Consider the following 24,253-nt stretch of genomic DNA (forward strand, 5'->3'; position numbering starts at 1 on the left):
TTTAAATCGACTTAAAAGAGGTTGAGTTTTTGGGGTTTTAAAGATTCTTTGGAAAAATAGAGAGTTGTGCAACGGTTACCGATGTTAGCAGCTGGCGTTCTGTCCACCGTCTTAGTAAACCATTTGTCTGTATGTCGTCCAAGTGTCGCTGTCGGGTTGTGCGTTCGGGTATTTTTTCTTTTCAGAAGGGCAGGAAATTTTTTATTCAATTTTTTTAGGGAACAAGCACACTCTTTTTGCAGCTTTGGTTTGCGTGTCGGCTTGTAGCGGCTACAAAATGTGTGTGCTTGTGTGCGTTGGCTTTTTACTTCGCTAATTGTAATATTCTGTATGCTCCTCTTGCAACAATTATAAAAACGATTGCTCCAATAATCAAGTCGGGATAACCTGAATTAAGCCAATTAACCAAAAGTCCTGCAACGATAACACCCGAATTAATAATTACGTCATTGGAAGTGAAAATCATACTTGCTTGCATATGAGCTTCTTTGCTTTTACCCTTTTGTAATAAGTAAAGACAAATTACATTAGCGATAAGAGCCAAAACAGAAACGATAATCATTGTTTGAAAATCAGGCATTTTCTCAATTCCTATAAATCGTCTGACTACTTCTACAAAACCAATTACAGCAAGAAGTATTTGAAAATATCCTGCAAATTTTGCGATGTTATTTTTTCTCGTTATTGTTCCACCTACCGCAAATAATGCCAATCCGTAAACAATACTGTCTGCGAGCATATCCAAACTGTCTGCCACTAATCCCATTGAGTTGGAAAAAATTCCAAACAGCATTTCCAAGCCGAAAAACAGAAAATTGATAATAAGAACCGTCCATAACAATTTCCGTTGTTTATTGCTTGTGTCCGTTTCAATTTCTACTCTGCTTTCTTCCGTTGAAACCAAAGAGGTATCAAGGTTCAGCGTATTTAAAGCCAAGTGTATCGGCTCTGGTTTTCCATTATGATGAACTGCTAATTTTCGGTTTGGAATGTCAAAGTCCAATGATTTTATTTCATCAAACTTTTGCAGTTTCATCCGTATTAATTGCTCCTCACTTGGGCAATCCATTTTTGTAATGTTAAATATTGTCTTTTGCATAATTGCTACAATTTTAGTTTTATACCACCATTAATTAAAAAACCGTCAAGCGGTGCGTAAATATCCCTGAAAACAGGATTAGTTACTGTGCCTGTATAAATAGTGTCAAATCGGGTTTGCCTTGCGTCAAGGAAATTTTCAAAGTTGATGTAAACCGAAAATTTCTCCCATAGCTTTTCAACCATAAAACCACAAAGCACATATTGTTTTCCTGTTGCACCATCACTCAATTTTTGAGGACTGAAATAATACGCTTCCAAACCTACTTTCCATTTGTCCTCTACTTCATACATTAAAACTGAATTTATCCTGTGCTTTGGCGTAAGCGGTGTATTTGTCAAAATTCCGTTTTGATGCAAGCGGGTATCGGTAAATGTATAACCCAAAAACAATTTAAAATCATCATACCCGATTTTGATATTGGTTTCCGTTCCTCTTGTATCAATGTGTCCTGTCGAATTGATAAATTGGTATAATCCGCCTGTTTGAGATTCAAGCAACAAAGGGTTATTCAAATAGGTATAGAAAAAAAGTTGGTTGATACTGAACGTTACTTTTTCGCCAAATACGGTGCGATAATTAAAATCAAAATTTCCTCCGTAACTGCGTTCCAATTTGTAGATGTTTTTATCAATGGGCATTACATTTTGGTATTGTATGCGTTCGCTTTCCTCTGTAAATATGGTTGGCGTTTTATAGCCAAAGCCACCGCCAAGCCGTGAAGAAAATTTGTCGGTTATTTTGAATAATGCTGAAACTCTTGGCAGCAAGGCAATACCATAATCAATAACATAGTCGGCTCTGAAACCTGTTTCAAGATTGAGCCACTTGGTTGCTTTCCACGAATTTTGAGCAAATGCACCAAAAGTAATTTGGTTATAATTTCTCAACGGAAAAGTGTCTGTCTGCTTTTCCTGAAAGTTATCCGACCAAAGATTTACACCTGCAACCCATTCTGTTTTTTCCCGAACATTGGTATAGCTTGCTTCGCTGAATGTGGCTGTTTGTGTGCCGTCAAAACTGTAATTTGGAATATTGATTATCCTGTTAAAATAACTCACACTGTTCTTGAAATTGAAGAAACTTTTGTCATTAAATTTATGGTCAAAAGACAATTGCGTGGAATAGCGTTGTGTTTTGTTTTCTTCAAAATAACTGTGGATAGTGTCGCCTTTTCCTTGTATAAAATGTATGTCGCCACCGATACGGTTTTCAATAGCTGTGTTTATTCCAACATTCAGTTTTGTTTTGTCGCTGAAATAAACAAATAACTTAGGATTGAAAACATACCTGTCAAATTTTGGAATAGCTGAAAAATCACCCGATGGGGTATAAGCCCAATTGCGGTTATGTGCGGCAAAAATAGTTGTCCCGATTTTGTTAAATCGCTGTCCGTAAAAACCGTTAATGTCAAAACCTCTGCCCGAACTTCCGTTTAAATGAAAACGTAATTCTTTTTCATCTGTCGGCGTTTTGGAAATAAGGTTTACCAGTCCTGCTATTGCTCCGCCTCCGTAAAGTGTAGATGAAGAACCTTTAATAATTTCTACTTGCTTTAAGTCAAGCGGTGGCGTTTGCAAAAGTCCTAAACCGCTTGCTGCTCCTGCATATAGCGGAAATCCGTCTTTAAGAATTTGTGTATATCGTCCGTCAAGTCCCTGAATACGAATAGAAGCATTGGCAGATGTTGCGGAAGTTTGCTGTGTTTGTATTCCTGTGCTTTCGCTCAAAAGTATTCTGATGTCCCCTGACCTCATATTTGATTTTTCTTCTAATTCTTCCCCTGCAATAAATTCAATTCTTGTCGGAATGTCCTTTATGGTTCTGGAACTTCGGGTAGATGAAATCACAATTTCGTCCAATTCGCCTGCATTTGATTTGAGAAAAATCTCTATCAGGTTTGATGTTGTCAACGGAAAATCAAACGTGTCTTTTCTTGTTTCATAACCGATGTAACGAAATTCAATTATCTGCTTTCCGTTTGGGATATTGGTTAAGGTTATCATTCCGTTAATGTCTGCGGTTGCTCCTGTTGCCGTTTCTGATAAAATAGCTGTCGCTCCGATTAACGGTTCTTTTGTTTCGCTGTCTTTTATGACCGCTTTAAATGTATTCTGTCCGAATACGGTATTTATGTTGAATGCTACCATTAGTAGCAAAATGATTTTAAACTTCATTGCCTAAATGATTATTAATGTTTGAAAAATAAGAATTGGCGGTGCGTAGCACCGCAATTTGTTATTGTGCCGAAGGCACGGAAGCATTAACTAATTTTGGGCGGTTGCCAAATGGAAGAGAAAAAGTCAGACGTTGTATTTTCCTTGTAAATAGAAACTTTTTTGTCTGAATAAGTGAGGATAGAGTGTATTGAAAAATTTGCTATTGGGAAAGTAAAACCTAAACAGGTATTGCAACTCATAAATGGTGAACAACAATCGCTGCAATCTTTGTCACTTTGATTGTCTTGTGATTGTTCGGTTGTTTGCTCCTGAAAACATTTGTCCTCCACCAAATTTGGTGCTGCTGTCAGCAACAAAACATAAAGGGCTAATATGAAGGAGAAATATTTCACGGTGCAAAGTTAGTATAATTCATTATTTGATTGTCCAATCGTCATTATCATTTTCATTAACAGTTATTTTACTGATAACAGCGTTTGCTCCTGAGTCTGTGTAAGTTCCATACCCATTGACAAATACGCCTTTAGCTCCGTCTTTCTGATTTGTCATTGCGTATAAAATAGCTTCGTCTTCCAAGTCGTTTTGTCCTGTAAAACGATATATTTTGTCAATAACGATGTCGTTCAAATCAACTTTTTCGCCTCTTTTTTGTAAGATATGTTTTCTTCCAACAAGTTAAAGTCTTCTGTATAACCACGTTGTCTTAGTATTTCTATTACTTCTGATAATGTTTTCTCTGTTGATAGCATAGTGTTCTCTATATAGATGTTTATAAATGCAAAGTTAAAAAAGCGTTGGGGAAAATGGCTCTTTGGATTTTGCCGAAGCGTGGGCTTTTGTGTGTCGGGGCAAAAGCCAATGTGCCATTGTGCGGTGGCAAAAAATTGAATAAAAAAATGTGCGGTAGGGAAAAGAAAAAATACAGAAGGGGCGGCAAGGTGTGTCGGCTTAGTTCTTGTCCGTTTGTAATATGGTCTGTATGTCTTTGTTTATCTGTCAAAATGGTATACGCTTCTCTTGTTTGTCTGTCCGTTACTGTCAGGGTTGCACGGTCTTTTTACGCTTGCTGCTAACGTTCGCGGGTATGAAACGTGCCGGATTTCGGAGCTGCGTCTGTATCCCACGATACAAAACTTGATGCGGGACGAGACGCTTGAAAACCCACTAAAACCGGCATGTTTTATGACCCGTTGTTGTAGCCAGTTATTTTTTTCAAATATTCCATTCTTGATTTTGTCATCTTAAAACTCTGTTTCAATCTTACCTCAAAATCAATAATTGTATCTGTCGTATTATTTTTTGAACCCCTAAAGCCCAATGTCATATAGTTAAGCATTATGGCTCTTATTATTTTAAAAATTATCAGGCTTACTTATTGATTTTAAATGGTTTTATTGAACTTGTGAACTGTATGGTTTGAGGAATGGTTTGATATTTATTAATCACCCCAATAGCCGTGCATCCTACCCCGGTAGTTTGATAGTCGAAATTGAATGTTACACCATCCGATTTGTTCAATTGATAGGTGTATTTTGCCTTTGACAAATTTTCCGTGCTGTAATTATAGCAATTAAAATTAAATGGTTGTGTTGCCGAGAACTCGATACCGATTCCTTCATCATTTGTTATTCTTACATATTGGTTATCTGTTCGCAAACCACAATCTTGAGGTATTAAATAGGGCTCAAACATATTATCCACTGTTGACTGATAAAGCCCAATACGGTATCCGGTTTTGCGATCGGGATAATTCTCCTGTGGCCCGCGACCAAGCCATTCTACATTTTGCATCTGGCTATTTAATACCCATTTTGTTCCAATGCGTGGCAAGTACATGGGCATGTTTCCATTCGGATGAATTGTGTGCTGTAAAATAATATCACCGTCGGGCGAGATCGTATAAATCATTTCATTCTCAAAGCCTGCCCTGTCTTCATTTCCAAAGAGAGCAATTTCACTAATACTGACAATTATATTCTCATCTTTCTTTTCAACCCGAAATGATTCAAGTTTTGACTTCATTTTATCCAGACCGGTAGAATACCATGCAGTGGCAATCATTCTTCCGTAGCCCTCAGTTCTGGGATATACATTAACCGAATAAGTAGTCCAGTCGTCCAGTTCGTTCGCCAAAGGGGCACGCCAAACATTGAGTTGGGCTCCCTGTTTCAGCAATTCTGTACCCATGTATTTCATGGAGTACAATTGCCCATCGGCTTTATCAAATGTATAATCAAAGTTTTTTCCGGATACAATTAAATGTTGTTCACTATCTGTAATTTTTAAAGGATTGGTCAGATGCTTTACCAATTTTTTATCAGCAGGAACAAACCATGGTAATTCCAATTGATCCCAACACAGTTCAAACCCCTTCGGTGCCCATTGTGTAGCTTCCTTCAAATGAAAACTAACTGTTACCAAATAGGTTGAACCGGCTTTTAGCTGAGGCTTTGGGATAGGAAGAACGTAGATTCCTTCTGCTTCCGGTTCGACATCCACTTCCAAGTTTCCTGAAGCTATAGATGTTCCATTTTCCTCCAGACTCCAACGTGCATCAAAGACATTTGTATTGGTAAAGAAGTGTCGATTCTGTACTTCAATTTCCATTTTTTCGGCATTGCTCCACTTTACAGAAATAGGTTGAGCCGACTTCTTTATTTGCCACATTTCAGGTTGCGGAACCCGATTGGGCCAGATACTTCCATAAGTACGCGCTCCAATTCCATAGCTGAAAAACTCGCCTTCCTTTTCCTCCTGTTCAAAATCGAGCCACAAAGCTGCATGTTTTTTCAAGTCGGGTTTTGATGCATATAAATCATTTATTTCAATCGCTTTGGGGAAAACACCCACCTGATCGATAATGGCATCGCACAAATAAACGGAGGTATGCTGACCATGTGTCTCGGCATTCCTACCCACATTAATAGGAAAAGGAAAATTGGTTATGTTTCTGGTGACCGGTTTTTCAGCAACCTTTTTGTTGTTGATAAATAGTGACATCGTTTTCCCGTCATAAATGCCTGCTACATGATGCCAGTTTTCTATCCAATTTTCGGGTAATTCAGCCCGTATGAATTCTTTTTTATTGGTATAAATATAAAATTCAAGTTGATCGGCACCGATTTGCTGCAAGCCAAATTGATAGTTTCCTTTGGTGAGTATTGTTCCGCCCATATTCATTAACTCACGTGGAAAAATCCAAAGCGAAACCGTTAATTCATTGCCCGAAATTTCGATGTTTTTATCCTGGTAAACTTCCACCCATTGGTCGTGACCATTCAGATCAATGCCTTTTCCATCGTGTCCGGCAACCAGTTTTGCGCGTCCCATGATGTGAGTTGCGACCTTGTTTGGTGAAGAATCTGTCAATTTACGAACTGGCTCGCGCAAGCCTGGACTCACAAAATCCCAGATTGCTCCACCCATGATGCGTGGATACTGGTAAATGACATCCCAATATTCATCAAGTCCACCACCGGCATTCCCGGCCACCGAAAGGTATTCGTCCATAAACGATGGTCGCGCATCAACACTTTCAGGAACCATTCCCACCTGTGTTTTGAGATCAAAAGGAGTAGCATAACGTGGACCAATAATCTCTTCACAAGGGTGAGAAAAAGCATTCCCTCCATACATCCAGTATCGTGTACTGTCATATTTCCGTCCTTCATCAATTACAGCACATATATTTTCCCCTTCCCCAGCCTCGTTGCCTGCACTCCAGAAAAGAATGGAAGGATGATTGCGGTCGCGCAATACCATTTTGCGAACCCGCTCTCGATACATGGGCTCCCACTCAGCCCTATAGGACAAATATTCAGTAGCATGAGCTTCAACTCCTGCTTCGTCAATAATATAGAATCCATATTCGTCGGCCAGTTCTAAATAGCGTGATACAGGTGGATAGTGTGATATGCGCACACAATTTATATTGAATTGTTTAAACAGTTCAAAATCTTTCCGAATGGTGGCTTCGTCCATGGTATGCCCCAAATCGGGGTGTTGCATGTGCGTATTGATACCGTTAAGTTTTATGGCCTTGCCATTGAGGTAGAAAACCTGATTGCGGATTTCGGTTTCTTTAAAACCAATACGACCAGTAATTACTTCTTCGGTTTTTCCTTCATTGTTTATTAATTCCATTGTTAACCGATAGAGATTGGGTGTTTCGGCAGTCCACTTTTTAGGATTTAATACTTCTGATGAAACATTTATAATTTGCTTATCATCTGCACTAATTTGAACTGCATCAGAAGTAAAATCCTGAACCAATGTATTGCTTGCATCAAACAGCGAAGTGCGAACTTTGTAGTTCTGTTTGTCGGTTGTCGATTGGTTATTTACAGTAATCTGCAAATTTAGTTTTGCATTTACATAGTTTTCGTCCAGGTCGGTGGTGGCATACCAGTCGAAGATATGCACATCCTTTTTTGCATACAACCAGACATCGTCGAATATACCAGCAAGGCGCCAATAGTCCTGACTCTCGAGATACACACCATCTGAATATTTAATTACGTTGACGGCAATAGTATTTTCCCCTGGTTTCAGGTAATTGGTAATATCATATTCTGCTGGCTCTTGGGCCCCTTGGTTGTAACCCACTTCCTGTCCGTTGATCCAGACAAACGATGCCGAGGCAGTTTTCTCCATGCGCAAAAAAATGCGTTTGCCATTCCAATCTGGCGGCAGGGTAAATGCTTTGCGATACGAGCCTGTAGGGTTGTATTCGCGAGGAACATAAGGTGGATTGGATTGAAAAGGATGTGCTACATTGCGAAACTGGGGATCGCCAAAGCCCTGCATTTCCCAGTTGGAGGGAACTATAATTTCAGACCATTCCTGATCGTTAAAATTTGATGTAAAAAAGTCGGTGGGTGTACCTTCCGGAGTATGGGCAAAATGGAACTTCCACTTTCCATTTAACGAAAGCACATTCTCTGAATCCGATTTCTTAAGATTTAATGCTTCTTCAATCGACTCCCAAGGAATACAAACCGTGTGTCCTTCAGTCTGGTTGACTTCAAATACCGCTGGATTTTCGATGTAAGGATAAACGTCTGTAAATTTTGGTTGCTGTGCTGAGATTGTAAAAGTTACCAGCGTGATAACTAAACCAACTATTAAACTAACTATTTTTTTCATGCTCGATTACGTTTTTATCTTGATTGAATACTATATTTTTCTCGAAGATAGACTATATGACATTGCCCTAAAGCCAATTACACCAATAAGATCGTCCTTTGGCTTTTTCGTAAATTTCAATTGTGAATCGGAGAACATAAATCCCTTCTTTTTGAGCTTTTCTTTCATAAAATTTATTTACAGCTTCTATTAGTAATTCTTTGGGTTTCATGTCAATATTTAATCTTTGTGTGCTCAGTCTGTATAATTGGCTACAACGGTTTGCGGCTACCCGAAGGTGGCGATTTCGAAGCACTTCACTGTCAACCAAGCATAAACTTTGATAGAAGCACAAAGCTTGATTTAACCACTGAACCGCCACTTTTGGGTAGGTGCTGTTGGCGGTAGTTTTTCTTCCTTCAGTTGCCAGTTTAGGTTGGGTCATTTTCATTCGTCTGAGTCTTGACCATATTCCAAATAACTAAAATAGCTAATGGAAATATTGAGTAAACCAAGAATTCGGTTATGTCATAGTTTCCAACTCCATCACACCAATAGCAATCATTGAAAGGCCAAAATCTTTCTGAGCCCATATTTTTTTTTTTAAAAAGATTATTTTAAACCAAATAGGTTCATAAAGAGTAGTTTACAAGATTGGAAAATACTATCGGTAACGATTTAGTAATGGTGCCTACTGCACTTGCTTTCATTTGATTACCTTGTAAATCAAGGTTCAAAAATATAAAAAATCTATTTGTTTTTAGATTGAAATCTAATTTATTTTGTCTATTTTAATTTTCCACAATCCCCTTAAATCATTCAATTTATAACCAACAGCTTTGTCATTTGGATAGGATGTGCTTATTTTTTGCAAGGTTTTTTCTTCAATGTCGGTTGTTGGGTTTCCATGACACTTCATACAGGTAGGCATTGCGAGGTTAATTCTTTTGTAATACACATATTGCTCGTTCTGTGTAAGCAATGTGTCAGATAATTCAGTTTTTCTTTTGAATTCATCAAAAATAGAACGATCGGTTTTTGTTTTGAGATTATTTTTGGGATTTCTGTTTTTATCTGTGATACGTTGGATACTCATCCGAACTTCTTTTGATAACGAATCGGTAATAGGTATCGCTTTAACATGGCAAAAATCCACGGCGTATTCCGTTCCACCCTTTTGTATAGCAGTAGCTACTTTTTGCAGTAAAACCATTTGAGATACTGTCGCAATAGAATCAGCCTGATTTTTTAGGTCAGAAATTTCTCTTTCATTATGAGTAGTTTGCTGACAAGAAATTACAGTTAGTCCCAGTAATAAAGTCAATATTTTAAAATTCACTGTTCAGTTTCTTTCAAAAATAGTTCATCGGAAATATTCACTGTGTAACATTGGTTACAAACCACTGAATAAGTTCTTACTATTTTTGCTTTAATTTCAAACTGTTCAGTTGTATCATGTTTCATTTTTTAACGACATATCGCCGATTCATCATCGTTTTGTTAACGATCGTAATGGCTATTCCATGTTCGGTAAAAAGAGATTTGAAGCAACAATTTCAATCTGAAAGCACCCAATCTACAAGCAATAATTCTCCCAAAATTGGGTATTCTTCTTACTGTTCCGTTTATTTAGAATCCAATAAAAAGCATAAAAGCCAGGCTTTTCGCAAAGTTGCATTGCCACATTCTTTCTTATATGCGTATGAGAGCATCATAACTGTAGATTTCATTGCTCCGATTATAGATAATTACCATTTCTATAAAGAAAAAATTCCCACACATATCCGAAACCAACAATTCTTGATTTGATACCCTGATGAATCTGCTGTTTTAAACAGCATCAGTTTCGATTAGTATTTATTAAATCAGAATTATCTATGGACAAACAAATTCAGATAAACGGATTATCCGTTTTGTTATTACGTGCTGCACTCAGTGGTATTTTCATTGTCGCAGGCGTATCGCATCTATTAAATCCCGAAGGTGTAACCCAACGTATTCAAAATGCTCCTTACAGTAGCTTTGCATCCATGTTTGGCGACCCACATTTATTAGGGATTTTATCGGGTTACGTACTACTCATTTTTGGAATTACTTTCTTGCTGGGCGTATTTACCCGTTGGTCAGCAATCATTCTTTTCATAACACTTATTCCCATTACGATAACAATACAAATGGGAAATGGATTAATGCATGGACCGCTGTGGAAGAACATTGCCTTATTTGGTGGTCTTTTGTTTTTTATCCTCAACAATCCTAAATCATTCAGTCTTTATAACAAATAGTAATAACATTCAAACAAATTTTAAAATGAAAAAACAAATCATAATTATCGCTTTATCCCTTTTAGGAATCACTTTTTTAAATGACGTAAAAGCTCAAACTCTTACGACATCCCAAGTAGAAAATGCCATTAAAAAGAATGGGAAATATGCCCTGTTAGTTCAAAACCCCAAGCATTTTATGGTATCGGTTATGACAGGCGAAGAATACAAAGCAAAAAGTCCGAAAATAGAATTTGAAATTGTGCTTATCGGTGAAGTGGTAAAGGATTTGGCTGAAAATCCGGAATTAAAACCGTTCATTGAAAAAGCTCAAAAAGAAGGCGTTAAAATCGTGGTTTGCGAATTTGCTATGAACAAATTAGGCGTTAAAAAATCGCAATACCATTCATCAATTCTTACTACGCCTAACGGTTTCACGTACCTTTTTGGCTTGCAGGAATTAGGATTTAACACCATAACTCTTTAATCAAACTGTATGAAAAAATTAGTAATATTATTCAGTTCAATAACCATGCTATCTTGTAGCGAAAACAATACAGAAGAAGTCATTACCATTCTTCAAACTGCGGACATACATGCCTATCTTAATCCGCATTCGGAATTGTTTGTGGAGAACGATTCCATCGTTTTCAGAAATGCAGGTGGTTTAGCGAATATCAAAACCTTGGTAGAATCGGCAAGGCAGGAAAATCCCGATGGAACAATCTTTATAGACGGCGGTGATTTGATACAAGGAAGCGGAGAAAGTGTCCATTCTGAAGGGAAAATATTTCCTTCCCTCATTCAGGCTATGAATTACGATTTACTGATTCCGGGCAACTGGGAAGTTATCTATGGCAAGCAGGTAATGCTCGACGTGATGAACGGTTACAAAACTAATGTCATCGTATCGAATATGTATCACGAAGCGGACGAAAAACCGATTTTTCCTCCCTATTGGATTACCGAAAAGAAAGGGGTTAAAATGGGGTTCATTGCCTATAATGACCCGGAAGTTCCGATACGACAAAACCCGGGTTTTAGTAAAGGGTTGAAATTTACTGAAGTTGAAAACAACTTGAAGGAACTCATCAAAGAGCTAAAAGAAACCCAAAAAGTAGATTTGCTCTTTTTGGTGGCACATATTGGTATTTCGAAACAGGTTTTATTGGCAAATAATCCTGCGGTAAAAGGCGTGGATTTCATTTTTGGAAACGATACGCACGAACGCATCCGAAAACCGATAAAAGGTAAATTTACAACGGTGGTAGAGCCCGGAGCTTTTGGTTCGTTTGTAGGTAAATTGGATTTGAAAATTAAAGACAAGAAAATTGTTGGTTACGATTACGAACTGATGGAAGTTGACCCGGAGAAATATCCCGCAAATACCGAAGTACAGCAATTGGTCGATCAGTCGTTGGCTCCCTACAAAGAAGATATGCAACGGATTTTGGGCTATACTTCGACACCGATGTACCGCTACTTAGTGGTTGAAAACCCCATGGACAATATGATTACCGATGCCTTGCTTTGGAAATCAGGTGCAGATTTTGCTACGTCCAATGGTTTTCGTTTTGGTGTGCCGATTGTTCCTGATGAAAATGGTAAAAAGGCGATCACCAAAGAGGATTTATGGCGGATGCTGCCTGTGGACGAACACATGAAAATCGGTGAAGTGACCGGTCAGCAAATCAAAGACTGGTTAGAAAAGGAAATCAACAATGTATTTGCCAAGGATCCGTCCAAACGTTTTGGCGGATGGCTGGTTCGCTTTTCGGGCATGACCTTAAAATTTGACAGTTCGAAAGAAATGGGCGAACGTGTGCTGGAAGTAACCATTCAAGGCAAACCGATGGATCTCGGTAAAACCTATAAAATGGCTTCGTGTAACCGTACCGGAGAGCCTTTGCACGTGTTATGCCGTATGCCAAACGGTAAAAATGTTGAGATTAAAGATTATACTTTGCACGATGCCGTAGAAGAATATTTAAAGGTAAAAGGAACAGTAAATCCTGTACTGGACGGACGTTCAATTGCGGTAGATTTAGGCACAAATGCTTTCTCTCAAATGGCGGAAACAGGGTATAAATTTCGATAGTATAAGTGGTAAACTAAAAATAATGAACAGAACAAAAAAAAATTATATGCTTGCATTTCATTTAGTCCTATCTACAGCCATTCTCACAGGTTGTTCCAATATTGAAGGAAGACATAACGAAAAAACGGGGCAACAAACAGATATTGTTGCCGAAAAAACGGATAATGATGTTGAAAAAGGTATTACATTTCAGGACGGAAACGGAAATGTAGTTGCATTAAACGATCTAAAGGGTAAAGTTGTCTTTATTAACTTTTGGGCAACCTGGTGTCCGCCCTGTATTGCAGAAATGCCGTCCATCAACGAACTGAAAGCGAAGTTTGGCGAAAATGAAAATATCATCTTCCTGATGGTGGATGTAGATGGAAAACATAAAAAATCACAAGCTTTTATGGACAAACGAGAATTTAACCTTCCGGTATATATTCCCCACAGTGAAATCCCAAAAGAATTTCTAAGTGGAGCGATACCTACAACCGTCATACTGGATAAGAAAGGTGCTATTGCGGCAAGGATTGAAGGCGGAAGGGATTATTCGAAGCCGGAAATCGTCAATGCGTTAAAACAACTCATAGAGGAGTAACAAGTGAAAAAAGCCGAAGATACTCACATCTTCGGCTTTTTTTAGAGATTTTCCTTTATCAATCGTTCTAATTCATTGGCAGGAAAAACACCTGACTGCCGCCACCGAACCTCGCCATTTTTAAAAATAGCCAATGTAGGTACACTTCGTATTTGATATTGTGCAGCAACCTGTGGGTTCTGATCTACATCTATTTTTATAATACCAGCTGTGTCGCCAATACGCTGTTTAAGTTCTTCTAAAATAGGAGCCTGCATTTGACAAGGCCCACACCATGTAGCGAAAAAATCGACCAATACAGGTTTATCTTGATTAATGATTTCTTGAAATGTCATTCTTTTCTTTTTTATCTTTTTTAAACATAGAGAATACCAAACCACCCATTACCGAACCGTATAACGTGCTATTCAGTGGATTGGATGTAATCGCACAAGTGCCTGTGTTACAACCTACAAACTTCCAATAGAGAAATCCGGAAAGAGCACCTAATGGTATTCCGATAATGGTTAAAAGGTTTTTTCTTATAAATGTATTCATCGCTATTTTGATTTTACTTCTTCGTAGGTAATGTCTTCTGTTCCTGTCGGCTTTCTTGAAGAATAATTAGTTCCGCAACCCGCCGTACTGCAACAGCCAACATTGAACAAAGGCATCAATGTAAATAAACCACCCAAGGCAACAAACATCCATTGGTGTGCCTGAAAGCCCTGAACGATAATAACAATTCCCAAAATTAGACGGATTATCCGCATCAAATTCCAGTTGCTTAAATAGTTTTTCATTTGTTTGTTCTTAATTTTCTGTAATTAATTTCTGTACATTGTTCCAAGTTCCGCCATTGACAACGTTTTGAAAACCGTTTTTCTCCAAAATCTGCTTTGCCTGTCCGCTCCGGTTACCGCTTCTGCAAAACACCACTATATTTTTCTTTCCTTTGAACTTGGAAAGCTGTCCCGAAATTTTATCCAACGGTATGTTTACTGCTCCTTTTACACTTCCGGATGCAAACTCAGAAGGTGTACGGACATCAACCAAATAGGCGTTGTCCGCAAGTGCTTCTTTTAGTTGTTTATTGTCTTTCTGACCGAAAAGATTTTTAAAAATTCCTAACATAACTACTCCAATTATAATAATGAGAATGAATTTGACACTTTGTTTTTGCATCTTTTTTTGATTTATACCGTTGAGTGAAAAAGTGATGTGTCATTTACTTTTTCTGCAATATTTCATCCAAGGCTTGCTGTACATTTTGCCACGGACCACCGTTGATGACACGTTCAAAGCCATTTTGTTCCAATATCAATTTGGCGTTTCCACTTCTGGCTCCGCTACGGCAAAATACAACAATATTTTCTTTGTTTTTAAACTGTGAAAACTCCTGTTCCAATACGCTTAACGGAATGTTTACAGCTCCTTCAACACTTCCTTCTGCAAATTCATCCGGGGTACGTACATCTACCAAAAAAACATGATTTTGTATGGTTTGATTGGCAGCAATTATATTTTGAAATAATTCTAACATGATGTAAAAATTAGGATAAGAAGATTGTCTTCTCAGATAGAAAATCCAATCTTCTTAAATTGATTAAATTAAATTGATTTTTTAGCTAAGTACCAATCCACTTGCTCTAAAGTCGTATCGGCTTTACGTTCTTTCAATCCCTCCAATGTTTTTGGTGCTCCAACGATTACTTTATCACCGGGTTGCCAGTTTAACGGCATGGCGACTTTGTATTCATCTGAAGTTTGAAGTGCCAATAATGAACGCTTGATTTCGTCCATATTCCGACCTACATTTAACGGATAATACATAATCAAACGGATTTTTCCAGTCGGATCTATAATAAATACAGCACGAACAGCCGCAGTTTCACTTTCGCCCGGTTGCAACATTCCGTACAATTTGGCTACTTTCATATCCAAATCGGCAATAATCGGGAAGTTGAACAATACGCCTGTTTTTTCGTCAACGGCATTTACCCATGCAATGTGCGAATGAATACTGTCGATGCTCAATCCCATCAACTTGGTATTGTGCTTTTCAAAGAAATCGCTTTCGTTCGCAAAGCCCGTCATTTCTGTTGTACAAACCGGTGTAAAGTCCGCAGGGTGCGAGAATAAAATCACCCAGCTTCCTTTGTTGTATTCTGAAAATTTGATTACTCCTGTAGTGGTCACCGCTTCAAAATCGGGTGCCATATCGCCAATTCTTGGCATTGTATTTACTTGATTTTCCATTTTTTTAATTTTAAGATTATTCAACTATTTACTTCCATCCATTCTTTCATCCCGGCAGAATAGTTCTTCACATTTTTGAAACCGTATTTCGCTAAAAGCGATTGGGCAATGGTTGCTCTATCTCCACTTTGGCAATGGATGACGATTTGTTTGTCTTTGCTGAATTTATCCAGATTGTCCAGTAGTGTTCCTACAAAAACGTGATCTGCACCCTCTACGTGATAAGTTTCGTACTCTGTCAACCCTCTCACATCGACGATTTGTGCATCAGGATTTCCGATGTACGATTTGAATTCTTCAATATCGATAATGTCTTCGGTTTCCAATTCCAACTCCAGGTCTTCTACATTGGAAATGTATCCATAAATATTATCCAATCCTATCCGCATCAGTTTCCGGGTCAGATCTTCGATTTGGTTATCATCAGCAATTAGAATAAATTGTTCCTGATAATTCAGTAACCAACCTGCCCAAGTAGAGAAAGAATTATTGCCCTGAATATTGATGCTTCCCGGAATAAATCCTTTAGCAAAATCAGCTTTATTACGGGTGTCAATTACTTTCAAACCGTTTTCGTAAGCTGTCAGAAACTGTTCCTTTGTCAATTTCGGATGTTTAGGGACTTCCACCAACAACGGACGGTTTACCTTGTTCAGGTGTTTCATCATCGCAAAATATTTTGGTGGTTCCGGCTGACCTTCTAATAAATATTTGATAAATCCGGCTTCATCATCTTCATATTGAAATGCCCAGTTCCGGATTTTCTCATAACCAACTGTCGAGCTTGGCACAGCTCCCAATGCTTTACCACAAGCCGAACCCGCTCCGTGTGCCGGCCAAACTTGTACGTATTCCGGCAATTCTGCAAAACGTTGAATGGATTGGTACATCTGTTTGGCTCCTTTTTCTTGTGTGCCGATTAATCCTGCCGCTTTTTCCAATAAATCTGGGCGACCAATATCGCCGACAAAAACGAAATCTCCTGTGAAAACCATTACCGGTTTGTCGGTTGCTGGATGATCCGTCAATAAAAAGCTGATACTTTCGGGTGTATGGCCGGGTGTGTGCAATACTTCCAAGGTCAGGTTTCCTACGTTGATTTTATCTCCGTGTGTTAAACCTACGTGCGGGAAAGCGTATTGCCAGTCTTCACCACCTTCGTCCGAAAGATACATTTTTGCTCCTGTCACTGCTGCCAATTCGCGTGAACCACATAGAAAATCAGCATGGATATGTGTTTCGGCAAGATGCGTGATTTTCATATTATTTTGCTTCGCAATTTCCAGATATACATCGATATCACGCTGTGCGTCAATTACGATGGCTTCGCCTTTTGCCTGGCAACCGATAAAGTAACTCGCCTGTGCCAAGCTTTTATCATATACGTGTTGAAAAAACATAATTTTTTGATTTTAAGATTTTAAATTTCCTACGGCACAGCTTACATAAGACTTTGCCTTTTTTAATAATGAGTTATTGCCTTTTTGCGGATAACCTAAATCATTCAGTTTTTTAATGAAAGGTTCTATGTCTGAGTCGGATTCAATGGTTACGGTTTCGTTGTCTTTATCTATGCTTACTTTCTGTACACTTTCCATTTGTTGAAGAGCCGTTTTGATGCTGTTCATACATCCTCCGCATTTTATATTTTCTACTTCTAGTGTGAGTTTCATCTTGTAAAAAATTAAAGCATTGTGGTTGGACAAACGTAATCGCTTACTTTGAATTTACCCGAAGCTTTAATGGCATCAAAACCACCTTGAACATCAATCAAGTTATCATAACCTCTGGCTCTTAATATGGAATTGAATATCATAGAACGGTAACCACCGGCACAATGCACATAATAGGTTTTGTCTTTATTTACTTCTGCAATGTGTTCGTTGATATAATCTAACGCAATGTTTTCTGAACCAATCACGTGTTCTGAAAAATGCTCGCTCTTTTTGCGGACATCTAATATGTTCAAATCAGGATTTTCTTCCATTCGTTTTGCCAGTTCATCTACCGAAATTGATTCGATAGTATCAGTTTCTTTACCTGCATTTTTCCACGCTTCAAATCCACCTTTTAAATAACCAATGGTATTGTCATAACCCACACGAGCCAAACGGGTAACGATTTCTTCTTCACGACCTTCGTCGGCAATCAATAAAATGGTTTGTTTAATATCCGGAATTAATGTTCCTACCCATGGAGCAAAGTTGTCGTCGATACCGATGTTGATGGAATTTGGAATAAATCCTTTGGCAAAGGTTTGTGCATCACGGGTATCCAGTAATAATGCATCGGTTTCGTTAGCTGCGACTTCAAATTCCGTTGGGCTTAAAGCCTGTGTTCCTTTGTGCAATACTTCGTCTATACTTTCGTAACCTTTGATGTTCATCAATACATTTGCCGGAAAATATCCCGGAGGCGGCATCAAACCGTCTAATACTTCATCAATGAATTTTTCTTTACTCATTGGTTGCAAAGCATAATTGGTTTTCTTTTGGTTGCCTAAAGTATCGGTCGTTTCCTTGCTCATATTTTTACCACAAGCCGAACCCGCTCCGTGTGCCGGATAAACGATTATATCGTCTGCCAACGGAATGATTTTATTATGCAATGAATCATATAAATGAGCAGCTAATTTTTCCTGTGTTAAGTCAGCAATTACTTTTTGTGCCAAATCAGGACGGCCTACATCTCCGATAAATAGCGTGTCGCCTGTGAACAAACTGGTTTCCTTACCGTTTTCATCTATCAGAAGAAAACAAGTGCTTTCCATGGTATGTCCCGGTGTATGGATTACTTTGATTTGAATGTTTCCAACGTTTAAAATTTCACCGTCTTCGGCAACCTGTGCTTCAAATCCGGGCTTTGCAGTAGGCCCAAAAACAATAGTTGCTCCGGTTTTCTTAGCCAAATCTAAATGTCCACTCACAAAGTCGGCATGAAAATGCGTTTCTAATACATATTTGATTTTGGCATTGTCTTTTTCTGCTTTTTCGATGTAAGGCTGTACTTCACGAAGCGGATCTATTACCACTGCTTCTCCGTTACTTTCTACATAATAAGCTCCTTGAGCTAAACATCCTGTATAAATTTGTTCTACTTTCATTTTTTTATGATTTTTTAATTGTTTTAAATTTTATGATACAAAACTACAACCTGCTTACAACCTGTACAGTAACATAAGTTACAAGACTGTTTTTTATAAGAATAATTCTTTGATAAGGATATAGATTCCCATCACCAGTACAAACCAACCGAATGCGGATTTGAGTTTGTTACCTTCTATTTTTTTGGAGAGGAAGATTCCGATAAAAATACCAACAACCGATAATCCGGTAAAAGTGGAAAGTAAAGTCCAGTCGATGGTTTCACTGCCTTGTAAATCTCCGGTAAACCCTAAAAGTGATTTCGCAGCAATGATAAATAAGGATGTTCCTACGGCTAATTTCATAGGCATTTTTGCTAATAAAACCAATGCCGGAATAATTAAAAATCCACCACCTGCACCAACTAATCCTGTAAGTGTGCCGACCAAAGCTCCTTCCAACAGAATCATAGGATAGTTGTATTTTATTTCGCCGTCATCTGCATCTTTACAATGCGGACAAGGACGTATCATGGATATCGAAGCAAATATCATTACGATGGCAAACAACACCATCAAAGCGATGGGTTTTGTAAATTGAAAATTTCCAATACTGAAAAGCACATCAGGAATTAAAGGCATCAGATATGCCCGCGTTAAATACACCGCAACAATAGATGGAATACCAAAAATGAATACGGTTTTAAAATCTACTTTTTTCTGAAGAGCACTCTGAACACCACCTACCAAGGATGTAGTTCCCACCACAAATAAGGAATAGGCTGTTGCCAAAACCGGGTTAACGCCCATCACGTAAACTAAAATTGGAACGGTAAGAATTGAGCCTCCGCTACCTATAAGTCCTAATGAAACACCTACTAAAACGGCTAATAAATAGCCTATAAGATCTGTTGCCATAATTCAAAGATTAAATGATACGGCAAAATTAGAATACCACGATAACGCAGGCAGTAACAATTGTTACAGAGCTAAAAAAATTAGAACTAAAATCATCAGATGTCTATTTATTCTATATTGTGTAACAAGTGTTACAATCGTTTTTGTAATTTAGAAATACATTTACAGCTGCATATAAAAGGTGGATATATGCGGTAACAAAACCTGATATTCAAACGCTTAAAATATTCCTTATGGAAGACATGATTCTTTACAATCGGCTACAGTTTGCCTTTACGATTACCTTTCATTATTTGTTCCCTCAGCTCACTATGGGACTTTCTCTGATGATTGTTTATTTTAAATGGAAGTTCCTGCGAACGAAGAATGAAGATTACAACAATGCTTCTAAATTCTGGATGAAGATCTTTGCATTGAATTTCGCAATGGGTGTTGTAACGGGTATTCCAATGGAATTTCAGTTTGGTACCAACTGGGCGAAGTTTTCTGAACTTACTGGAGGAATCATCGGGCAGACACTGGCAATGGAAGGAATGTTTTCGTTCTTTTTAGAATCCTCTTTTCTAGGCATGTTTCTTTTTGGTGAAAAGCTACTCGGGCAGAAACTACACTTTCTTTCCGGACTGATGGTTTTCATCGGTTCCTGGGCAAGTGGTTTTCTGATTATCGCTACACATTCCTGGATGCAGCATCCCGTAGGGTATGAGATTTTAGAAAACGGAAAATTTGTGTTAAACAATTTCGGAGCTTTGTTTAACAACCCGTGGCTGTGGCCTTCCTATTTACACAATCAGGCAGGTTCGCTGGTTACAAGTTCCTTCTTTGTAGCGGCTGTCGGGGCGTTTTATTTGTTGAGCAACAAGCACAGCCGTTTTGGAAAAATCTTTGTAAAAAGCGGTGTTGTTTTCGGCGTTATTTCTTCTGTTATGCTGGCTTTCCCTACGGGAGATCTGGCAGCGAAAAATGTTGTAAAATATCAGCCTGTAACTTTTGCCGCAATGGAAGGGATATTTGAAACAGAAAAGGGAGGCTCGGAGATTATACTTATAGGGCAACCCGATATGGAAAATAAAAAACTGGACAATAAGATTGCAGTTCCGAATGTCCTTAGTTTCCTTACCTATCAACGATGGGATGCGGAAATCAAAGGACTGAATGAGTTTGATGAATCCATACATCCCACCAATGTTCCCGGTTTATATTATGGTTATCATATTATGGTTGGTTTAGGAACTATTTTTATCGGGATTATGGTGCTTGCAGCTTTTTTACTTTGGAAAGGAAGGTTGTATAAAACGAAATGGTTGCTGTGGATTCTGATGTTTATGATTCCTTTTCCTTATATCGCCAATACGGCAGGATGGTACACAGCGGAATTAGGACGGCAACCCTGGCTTGTTTATAATCTGATGCGGATGGTAGATGGTGTTTCACCTACCGTATCTTCGGGAAATACGTTATTTACACTTTTAGGTTTTGTCGGACTGTATTTGCTGCTTGGATTGCTTTTTCTTTTACTTGTTTTAAAAATCATTCGTAAAGGTCCTGAAGCTAAAATGACATTAAAATAGTTGGTTATGGAAATATTTTGGTTTATTGTATTAATGGTGATGTTGGGAACTTACGTGATTCTCGATGGATATGATTTTGGTGCAGGAATTGTACATCTTTTTTTTGCTAAAACAGAAGAAGAAAAAAAAGCTGTAACCAATGCTATCGGTCCTTTTTGGGACGCCAATGAAGTGTGGCTCATTGCCGCTGGAGGCGTTCTCTTTTTTGCCTTTCCTACACTCTATGCTTCGGCTTTCAGTGGTTTTTATCTGCCTTTGATGCTGGTATTATGGCTATTGATTTTCAGGGCTGTAGGATTGGAGTTAAGAGGACAGGTGCATAACAGAATGTGGGAAGCAATCTGGGATAAAGCATTTGGGATTGCAAGTTTTCTGCTGGCTCTTTTCTTTGGTGCAGCACTCGGAAACGTGGTAAGAGGTGTAAACCTTGGAATGGTCGAAAATGGTGTTTCTACACAAGAAGCTCATTATTTCTTTTTGGCACTTTGGAACCCAACTTTTGATCCGCTTGCAGAGCATCAGGGAGTTATTGATTGGTTTACCTTGTTATTGGGACTTGTCGCTGTTATTACATTAACCATTCACGGAGCAAATTGGATTATACTTAAAACTTCCACAGATCTAAATCAAAGACTTAAAAAGGTTATTTTTAAATTGAATTTTGTATTGCTGGCATTGGTAGTTACTTCGGCTTGTTTATGGCATTATGTAAAACCTTTCCCTTTAAATAATCTGCAAACGCATTATTGGCTTTGGATATTCCCTGTTATTGGTGCAGTAGGTCTAATTGGTTTGTTCAGAATTAATAAATTTAAAAAAGACAGTACGGGTTTCCTGTTTTCTTCGATGTTTATTTTCGGGAGTTTTGCCACCACGATAGCTTCTATGTTTCCCAATTTACTACCATCAACAAATGGAGTTAATCCTTCTTTGACGGTTCAGAATGTAGCGGCTCACGAATACGGCTTGTCAGTAGGTTTGGGCTGGTTTATTGTTGCTGCGATTTTAGTTGTAGTTTATTTTGTCATTCAGTTCAGAGTATTTAAAGGAAAAATGGATGATGTGGGATATGGAGAACACTAAAAATCTCTCCTGTAGCACAAAGAATATCACCGGCAGAAAGTGTCATATCAACCCATATTTTTCGACCTTCGATACTTCGCAGTTTTCCTGTCAATTCCAGTTCTGTTCCCATGGGTGTAGGTGCTTTGAAATCGATTTTAAGCGATGCCGTTACACATCTTACAGGAATAATTTCTGTATTTTCAAGATCAATATTCTCCGCAACACAAGCAAAAGCAGCGGCAGAACCTGTGCCGTGGCAATCCAAAAGAGAAGCCACCAAACCACCGTAAACGCTACCTGGAAGTGCTGTAAATTTTTCGTCTGGCGTAAAATGGGCGATAGTTTCATCGCCCACTAAATACGTTTTCAACTGATAGCCAAAGGGATTATTCTTTCCACATCCGTAGCAATGTGCCAATTCGTCGGGGTATAAATCCTGAATGGCTTTAGATTTATTTTGCATCGTTAGAATTCAAAAAATTTACTCTACAAGTTCGTTCTTTTTTTCCATCCAATCATTGATGCCTCCGGAATAGTTCAGAATGTTTTCAAAACCGTGTTTTATAAGAATGGAATAAGCAATTGCCGCACGTGCACCGCTTTGGCAATGGATGATGACAGGTTCTTTTTTATTGATTTTATCCAGATTTTTTTCAAGTGTATTTAAGGCAATATTTTCAACACCGTTGATATGACCACTTTTGTATTCGTTTTCGGTACGGACATCAATTTTCTGAATGTTTTTGTTTTCCAAATACGATTTAAAAGTATCTGTATCAATGGTTTTTACTTTTTGTAAAGATAAGTTGTAATCTGAAAGATTGGTAATGTAACCATAAATATTGTCCATTCCGATACGCATCAGTTTTCGGGTAAGGTGTTCGATTTGGTTTTCTTCGGCAATCAAAATAATCTGGTTTTGATAATCGACAATCGAACCGGCAAATGTGGAGAATGTTTTCATATTTTCAATCAGAAAACTTCCCTTAATAAATCCTTTACCTGAAACTGATTTTGGTCGGGCATCTATAACGTTTAACCCATTTTGAATGGCATTATCTGTTTCTTGTTTATTTAATTTGGCAAGTTTAGGAACTGCAACCAAAAGCGGACGATCTACTTTGTTTAAATGTTTCATCATCGCAAAATATTTTGGCGGAGCTGGTTGGTCTTTTAGAATATAGTTCACAAAATCTGCTTCTTTCCCTGAAAATTGTAAAGCCGGATTGGTTAGTTTTTCTTGTTTCAAAGTAGATTGCGGAATATTGCTCAAACTTTTCCCGCAGAAAGAACCTGCTCCATGTCCTGGCCATATTTCGGTATTATCTGGTAATTTCAAAAATTTCTCGATAGAATGATAGAGTTGTTTTGCACCAACTTCCTGCGAACCGATTTGTCCGGCTGCCTTTTCTAATAAATCAGGACGACCGACATCTCCTACAAATATAAAATCTCCGGTAATGGCTTTGATTGAATTTTCTGTACCGTCTTTAACCAAAAAAGTCAGGCTCTCGGGCGTATGTCCCGGGGTGTGTATTACGTCAATTATAATCTTACCTATTTTGATTTGATCTCCGTCTTTTAGTCCTTGATGTGGAAAATCATATTGCCATTCTTTTCCGCCTTCATCAGATAAATACAAGGGTGCTTTGGTCACTGCTGCAAGTTCTCTCGAACCGCTGAGAAAGTCTGCGTGAATATGGGTTTCGGTAATTTTCGTTATTTTCAGATTGTTTGCTTTAGCGATTTCCAGGTAAGTGTCAATGTCTCTTTTCGGGTCGATCACAATGGCTTCTTTGGTTTCTGCATCCCCAATCACGTAACTTGCCTGTGAGAGCGTTTCGTCATAAACACGTTCAAAAAATAAAGTTTGAGCAAACGAGGAATTAGATAGGAATAGTATGGCTACTAACCATAGGAATCTGCTTTTAAAAAAGATGGATTTCATATATTAATTGCTTTAAAATTTCAATGTTTAAAACTATCTACACTAACTTTAGTACGTTATTAGTGTAGTAATAAATCCTCAAA

Annotated in this window: 24 protein-coding genes; 6 read left to right on the forward strand and 18 right to left on the reverse strand. The window is 38.2% G+C overall.

All coding sequences use genetic code 11. The annotated features are described in order from the left end of the window. Nucleotides 1–304: 304 nt before the first annotated feature. From PIECOFPK_RS11280 to PIECOFPK_RS11305, 6 genes are all read right to left on the reverse strand, one after another. Nucleotides 305–1,099 (reverse strand): cation transporter, encoded by a 795-nt coding sequence (locus tag PIECOFPK_RS11280; protein ID WP_409965914.1) that lies wholly within the window; start codon nt 1,097–1,099, stop codon nt 305–307. A gap of 5 nt (nt 1,100–1,104) precedes the next feature. After that, the gene (locus tag PIECOFPK_RS11285) at nt 1,105–3,276 is read right to left on the reverse strand and encodes a TonB-dependent receptor (RefSeq protein ID WP_409965915.1); all 2,172 of its coding nucleotides are present in this window, start codon (nt 3,274–3,276) and stop codon (nt 1,105–1,107) included. 417 nt (nt 3,277–3,693) lie between these two features. Beyond that, nucleotides 3,694–3,906, reverse strand: a complete 213-nt coding sequence (locus PIECOFPK_RS11290; RefSeq protein WP_409965916.1) for a hypothetical protein — start codon at nt 3,904–3,906, stop codon at nt 3,694–3,696. Nucleotides 3,907–4,647: 741 nt separating this feature from the next. After that, nucleotides 4,648–8,424, reverse strand: a complete 3,777-nt coding sequence (locus tag PIECOFPK_RS11295) for a glycoside hydrolase family 2 TIM barrel-domain containing protein (protein ID WP_330975133.1) — start codon at nt 8,422–8,424, stop codon at nt 4,648–4,650. A gap of 67 nt (nt 8,425–8,491) precedes the next feature. Next, nucleotides 8,492–8,854, reverse strand: a complete 363-nt coding sequence (locus PIECOFPK_RS11300; RefSeq protein ID WP_409965917.1) for a hypothetical protein — start codon at nt 8,852–8,854, stop codon at nt 8,492–8,494. Between the two features lie 321 nt (nt 8,855–9,175). Further along, a complete protein-coding gene (locus PIECOFPK_RS11305) occupies nt 9,176–9,727 on the reverse strand; it encodes a DUF3365 domain-containing protein (protein ID WP_409965918.1) in 552 nt (183 codons plus the stop codon). Between the two features lie 553 nt (nt 9,728–10,280). On the opposite strand from PIECOFPK_RS11305, the gene PIECOFPK_RS11310 reads away from it, so the two are divergent. The 4 genes from PIECOFPK_RS11310 to PIECOFPK_RS11325 are packed head-to-tail and all read left to right on the forward strand — an operon-like array spanning nt 10,281 to nt 13,348. Then, nucleotides 10,281–10,688 carry a DoxX family protein gene (locus PIECOFPK_RS11310; protein ID WP_409965919.1) on the forward strand — a complete coding sequence of 136 codons (408 nt, stop codon included), beginning with the start codon at nt 10,281–10,283 and terminating at the stop codon, nt 10,686–10,688. 25 nt (nt 10,689–10,713) lie between these two features. Continuing rightward, complete coding sequence (locus PIECOFPK_RS11315; RefSeq protein WP_409965920.1) at nt 10,714–11,154, forward strand: DsrE/DsrF/DrsH-like family protein; 441 nt, start codon at nt 10,714–10,716, stop codon at nt 11,152–11,154. Nucleotides 11,155–11,163: 9 nt separating this feature from the next. After that, nucleotides 11,164–12,765: a bifunctional metallophosphatase/5'-nucleotidase gene (locus PIECOFPK_RS11320; RefSeq protein ID WP_409965921.1), complete on the forward strand. Its 1,602-nt coding sequence runs from the start codon at nt 11,164–11,166 to the stop codon at nt 12,763–12,765. Nucleotides 12,766–12,787: 22 nt separating this feature from the next. After that, nucleotides 12,788–13,348, forward strand: coding sequence for a TlpA family protein disulfide reductase (locus PIECOFPK_RS11325; RefSeq protein WP_409965922.1), 561 nt, complete (start codon nt 12,788–12,790; stop codon nt 13,346–13,348). Nucleotides 13,349–13,389: 41 nt separating this feature from the next. Here the strand turns inward: PIECOFPK_RS11325 and trxA are convergent, their stop codons facing one another. The 10 genes from trxA to PIECOFPK_RS11375 form a co-directional block, all read right to left on the reverse strand. Then, entirely contained in the window at nt 13,390–13,683 is a 294-nt protein-coding gene (gene trxA / locus PIECOFPK_RS11330; protein WP_409965923.1) for a thioredoxin, read from the reverse strand. Beyond that, nucleotides 13,661–13,885 (reverse strand): DUF6132 family protein, encoded by a 225-nt coding sequence (locus PIECOFPK_RS11335; protein WP_409965924.1) that lies wholly within the window; start codon nt 13,883–13,885, stop codon nt 13,661–13,663. Before PIECOFPK_RS11335 ends, trxA begins: the two co-directional genes overlap by 23 nt. Before the next feature lie 2 nt (nt 13,886–13,887). Continuing rightward, nucleotides 13,888–14,130 carry a hypothetical protein gene (locus tag PIECOFPK_RS11340; protein WP_409965925.1) on the reverse strand — a complete coding sequence of 81 codons (243 nt, stop codon included), beginning with the start codon at nt 14,128–14,130 and terminating at the stop codon, nt 13,888–13,890. A 10-nt stretch (nt 14,131–14,140) separates the two neighbouring features. Beyond that, nucleotides 14,141–14,512, reverse strand: coding sequence for a rhodanese-like domain-containing protein (locus PIECOFPK_RS11345; RefSeq protein WP_409965926.1), 372 nt, complete (start codon nt 14,510–14,512; stop codon nt 14,141–14,143). 43 nt (nt 14,513–14,555) lie between these two features. Continuing rightward, nucleotides 14,556–14,870, reverse strand: a complete 315-nt coding sequence (locus PIECOFPK_RS11350; RefSeq protein ID WP_409965927.1) for a rhodanese-like domain-containing protein — start codon at nt 14,868–14,870, stop codon at nt 14,556–14,558. 68 nt (nt 14,871–14,938) lie between these two features. Next, complete coding sequence (locus PIECOFPK_RS11355; protein ID WP_409965928.1) at nt 14,939–15,586, reverse strand: peroxiredoxin; 648 nt, start codon at nt 15,584–15,586, stop codon at nt 14,939–14,941. A gap of 20 nt (nt 15,587–15,606) precedes the next feature. Continuing rightward, nucleotides 15,607–16,986 (reverse strand): MBL fold metallo-hydrolase, encoded by a 1,380-nt coding sequence (locus tag PIECOFPK_RS11360; RefSeq protein ID WP_409965929.1) that lies wholly within the window; start codon nt 16,984–16,986, stop codon nt 15,607–15,609. Nucleotides 16,987–16,998: 12 nt separating this feature from the next. Further along, nucleotides 16,999–17,259, reverse strand: a complete 261-nt coding sequence (locus PIECOFPK_RS11365) for a heavy-metal-associated domain-containing protein (RefSeq protein WP_409965930.1) — start codon at nt 17,257–17,259, stop codon at nt 16,999–17,001. Between the two features lie 11 nt (nt 17,260–17,270). After that, nucleotides 17,271–18,689, reverse strand: coding sequence for an MBL fold metallo-hydrolase (locus PIECOFPK_RS11370; RefSeq protein WP_409965931.1), 1,419 nt, complete (start codon nt 18,687–18,689; stop codon nt 17,271–17,273). Nucleotides 18,690–18,782: 93 nt separating this feature from the next. Continuing rightward, nucleotides 18,783–19,586 (reverse strand): sulfite exporter TauE/SafE family protein, encoded by an 804-nt coding sequence (locus tag PIECOFPK_RS11375; RefSeq protein WP_409965932.1) that lies wholly within the window; start codon nt 19,584–19,586, stop codon nt 18,783–18,785. Nucleotides 19,587–19,819: 233 nt separating this feature from the next. On the opposite strand from PIECOFPK_RS11375, the gene PIECOFPK_RS11380 reads away from it, so the two are divergent. Further along, complete coding sequence (locus PIECOFPK_RS11380; RefSeq protein ID WP_409965933.1) at nt 19,820–21,157, forward strand: cytochrome ubiquinol oxidase subunit I; 1,338 nt, start codon at nt 19,820–19,822, stop codon at nt 21,155–21,157. Nucleotides 21,158–21,163: 6 nt separating this feature from the next. After that, nucleotides 21,164–22,240 carry a cytochrome d ubiquinol oxidase subunit II gene (cydB, locus tag PIECOFPK_RS11385; RefSeq protein WP_409965934.1) on the forward strand — a complete coding sequence of 359 codons (1,077 nt, stop codon included), beginning with the start codon at nt 21,164–21,166 and terminating at the stop codon, nt 22,238–22,240. On the opposite strand, the gene PIECOFPK_RS11390 is transcribed toward cydB, so the two are convergent. After that, on the reverse strand, nt 22,200–22,685 hold the full coding sequence (locus tag PIECOFPK_RS11390; protein ID WP_409965935.1) for a PaaI family thioesterase: 486 nt from the start codon (nt 22,683–22,685) through the stop codon (nt 22,200–22,202). The two genes, cydB and PIECOFPK_RS11390, sit on opposite strands and share 41 nt — an antisense overlap. An 18-nt stretch (nt 22,686–22,703) precedes the next feature. Further along, nucleotides 22,704–24,170: an MBL fold metallo-hydrolase gene (locus tag PIECOFPK_RS11395; protein ID WP_409965936.1), complete on the reverse strand. Its 1,467-nt coding sequence runs from the start codon at nt 24,168–24,170 to the stop codon at nt 22,704–22,706. Nucleotides 24,171–24,253 lie beyond the last annotated feature (83 nt).

The organism is Chitinophagaceae bacterium C216 (genome assembly GCA_028485475.2).
Classification (GTDB): domain Bacteria; phylum Bacteroidota; class Bacteroidia; order Chitinophagales; family Chitinophagaceae; genus Niabella; species Niabella composti.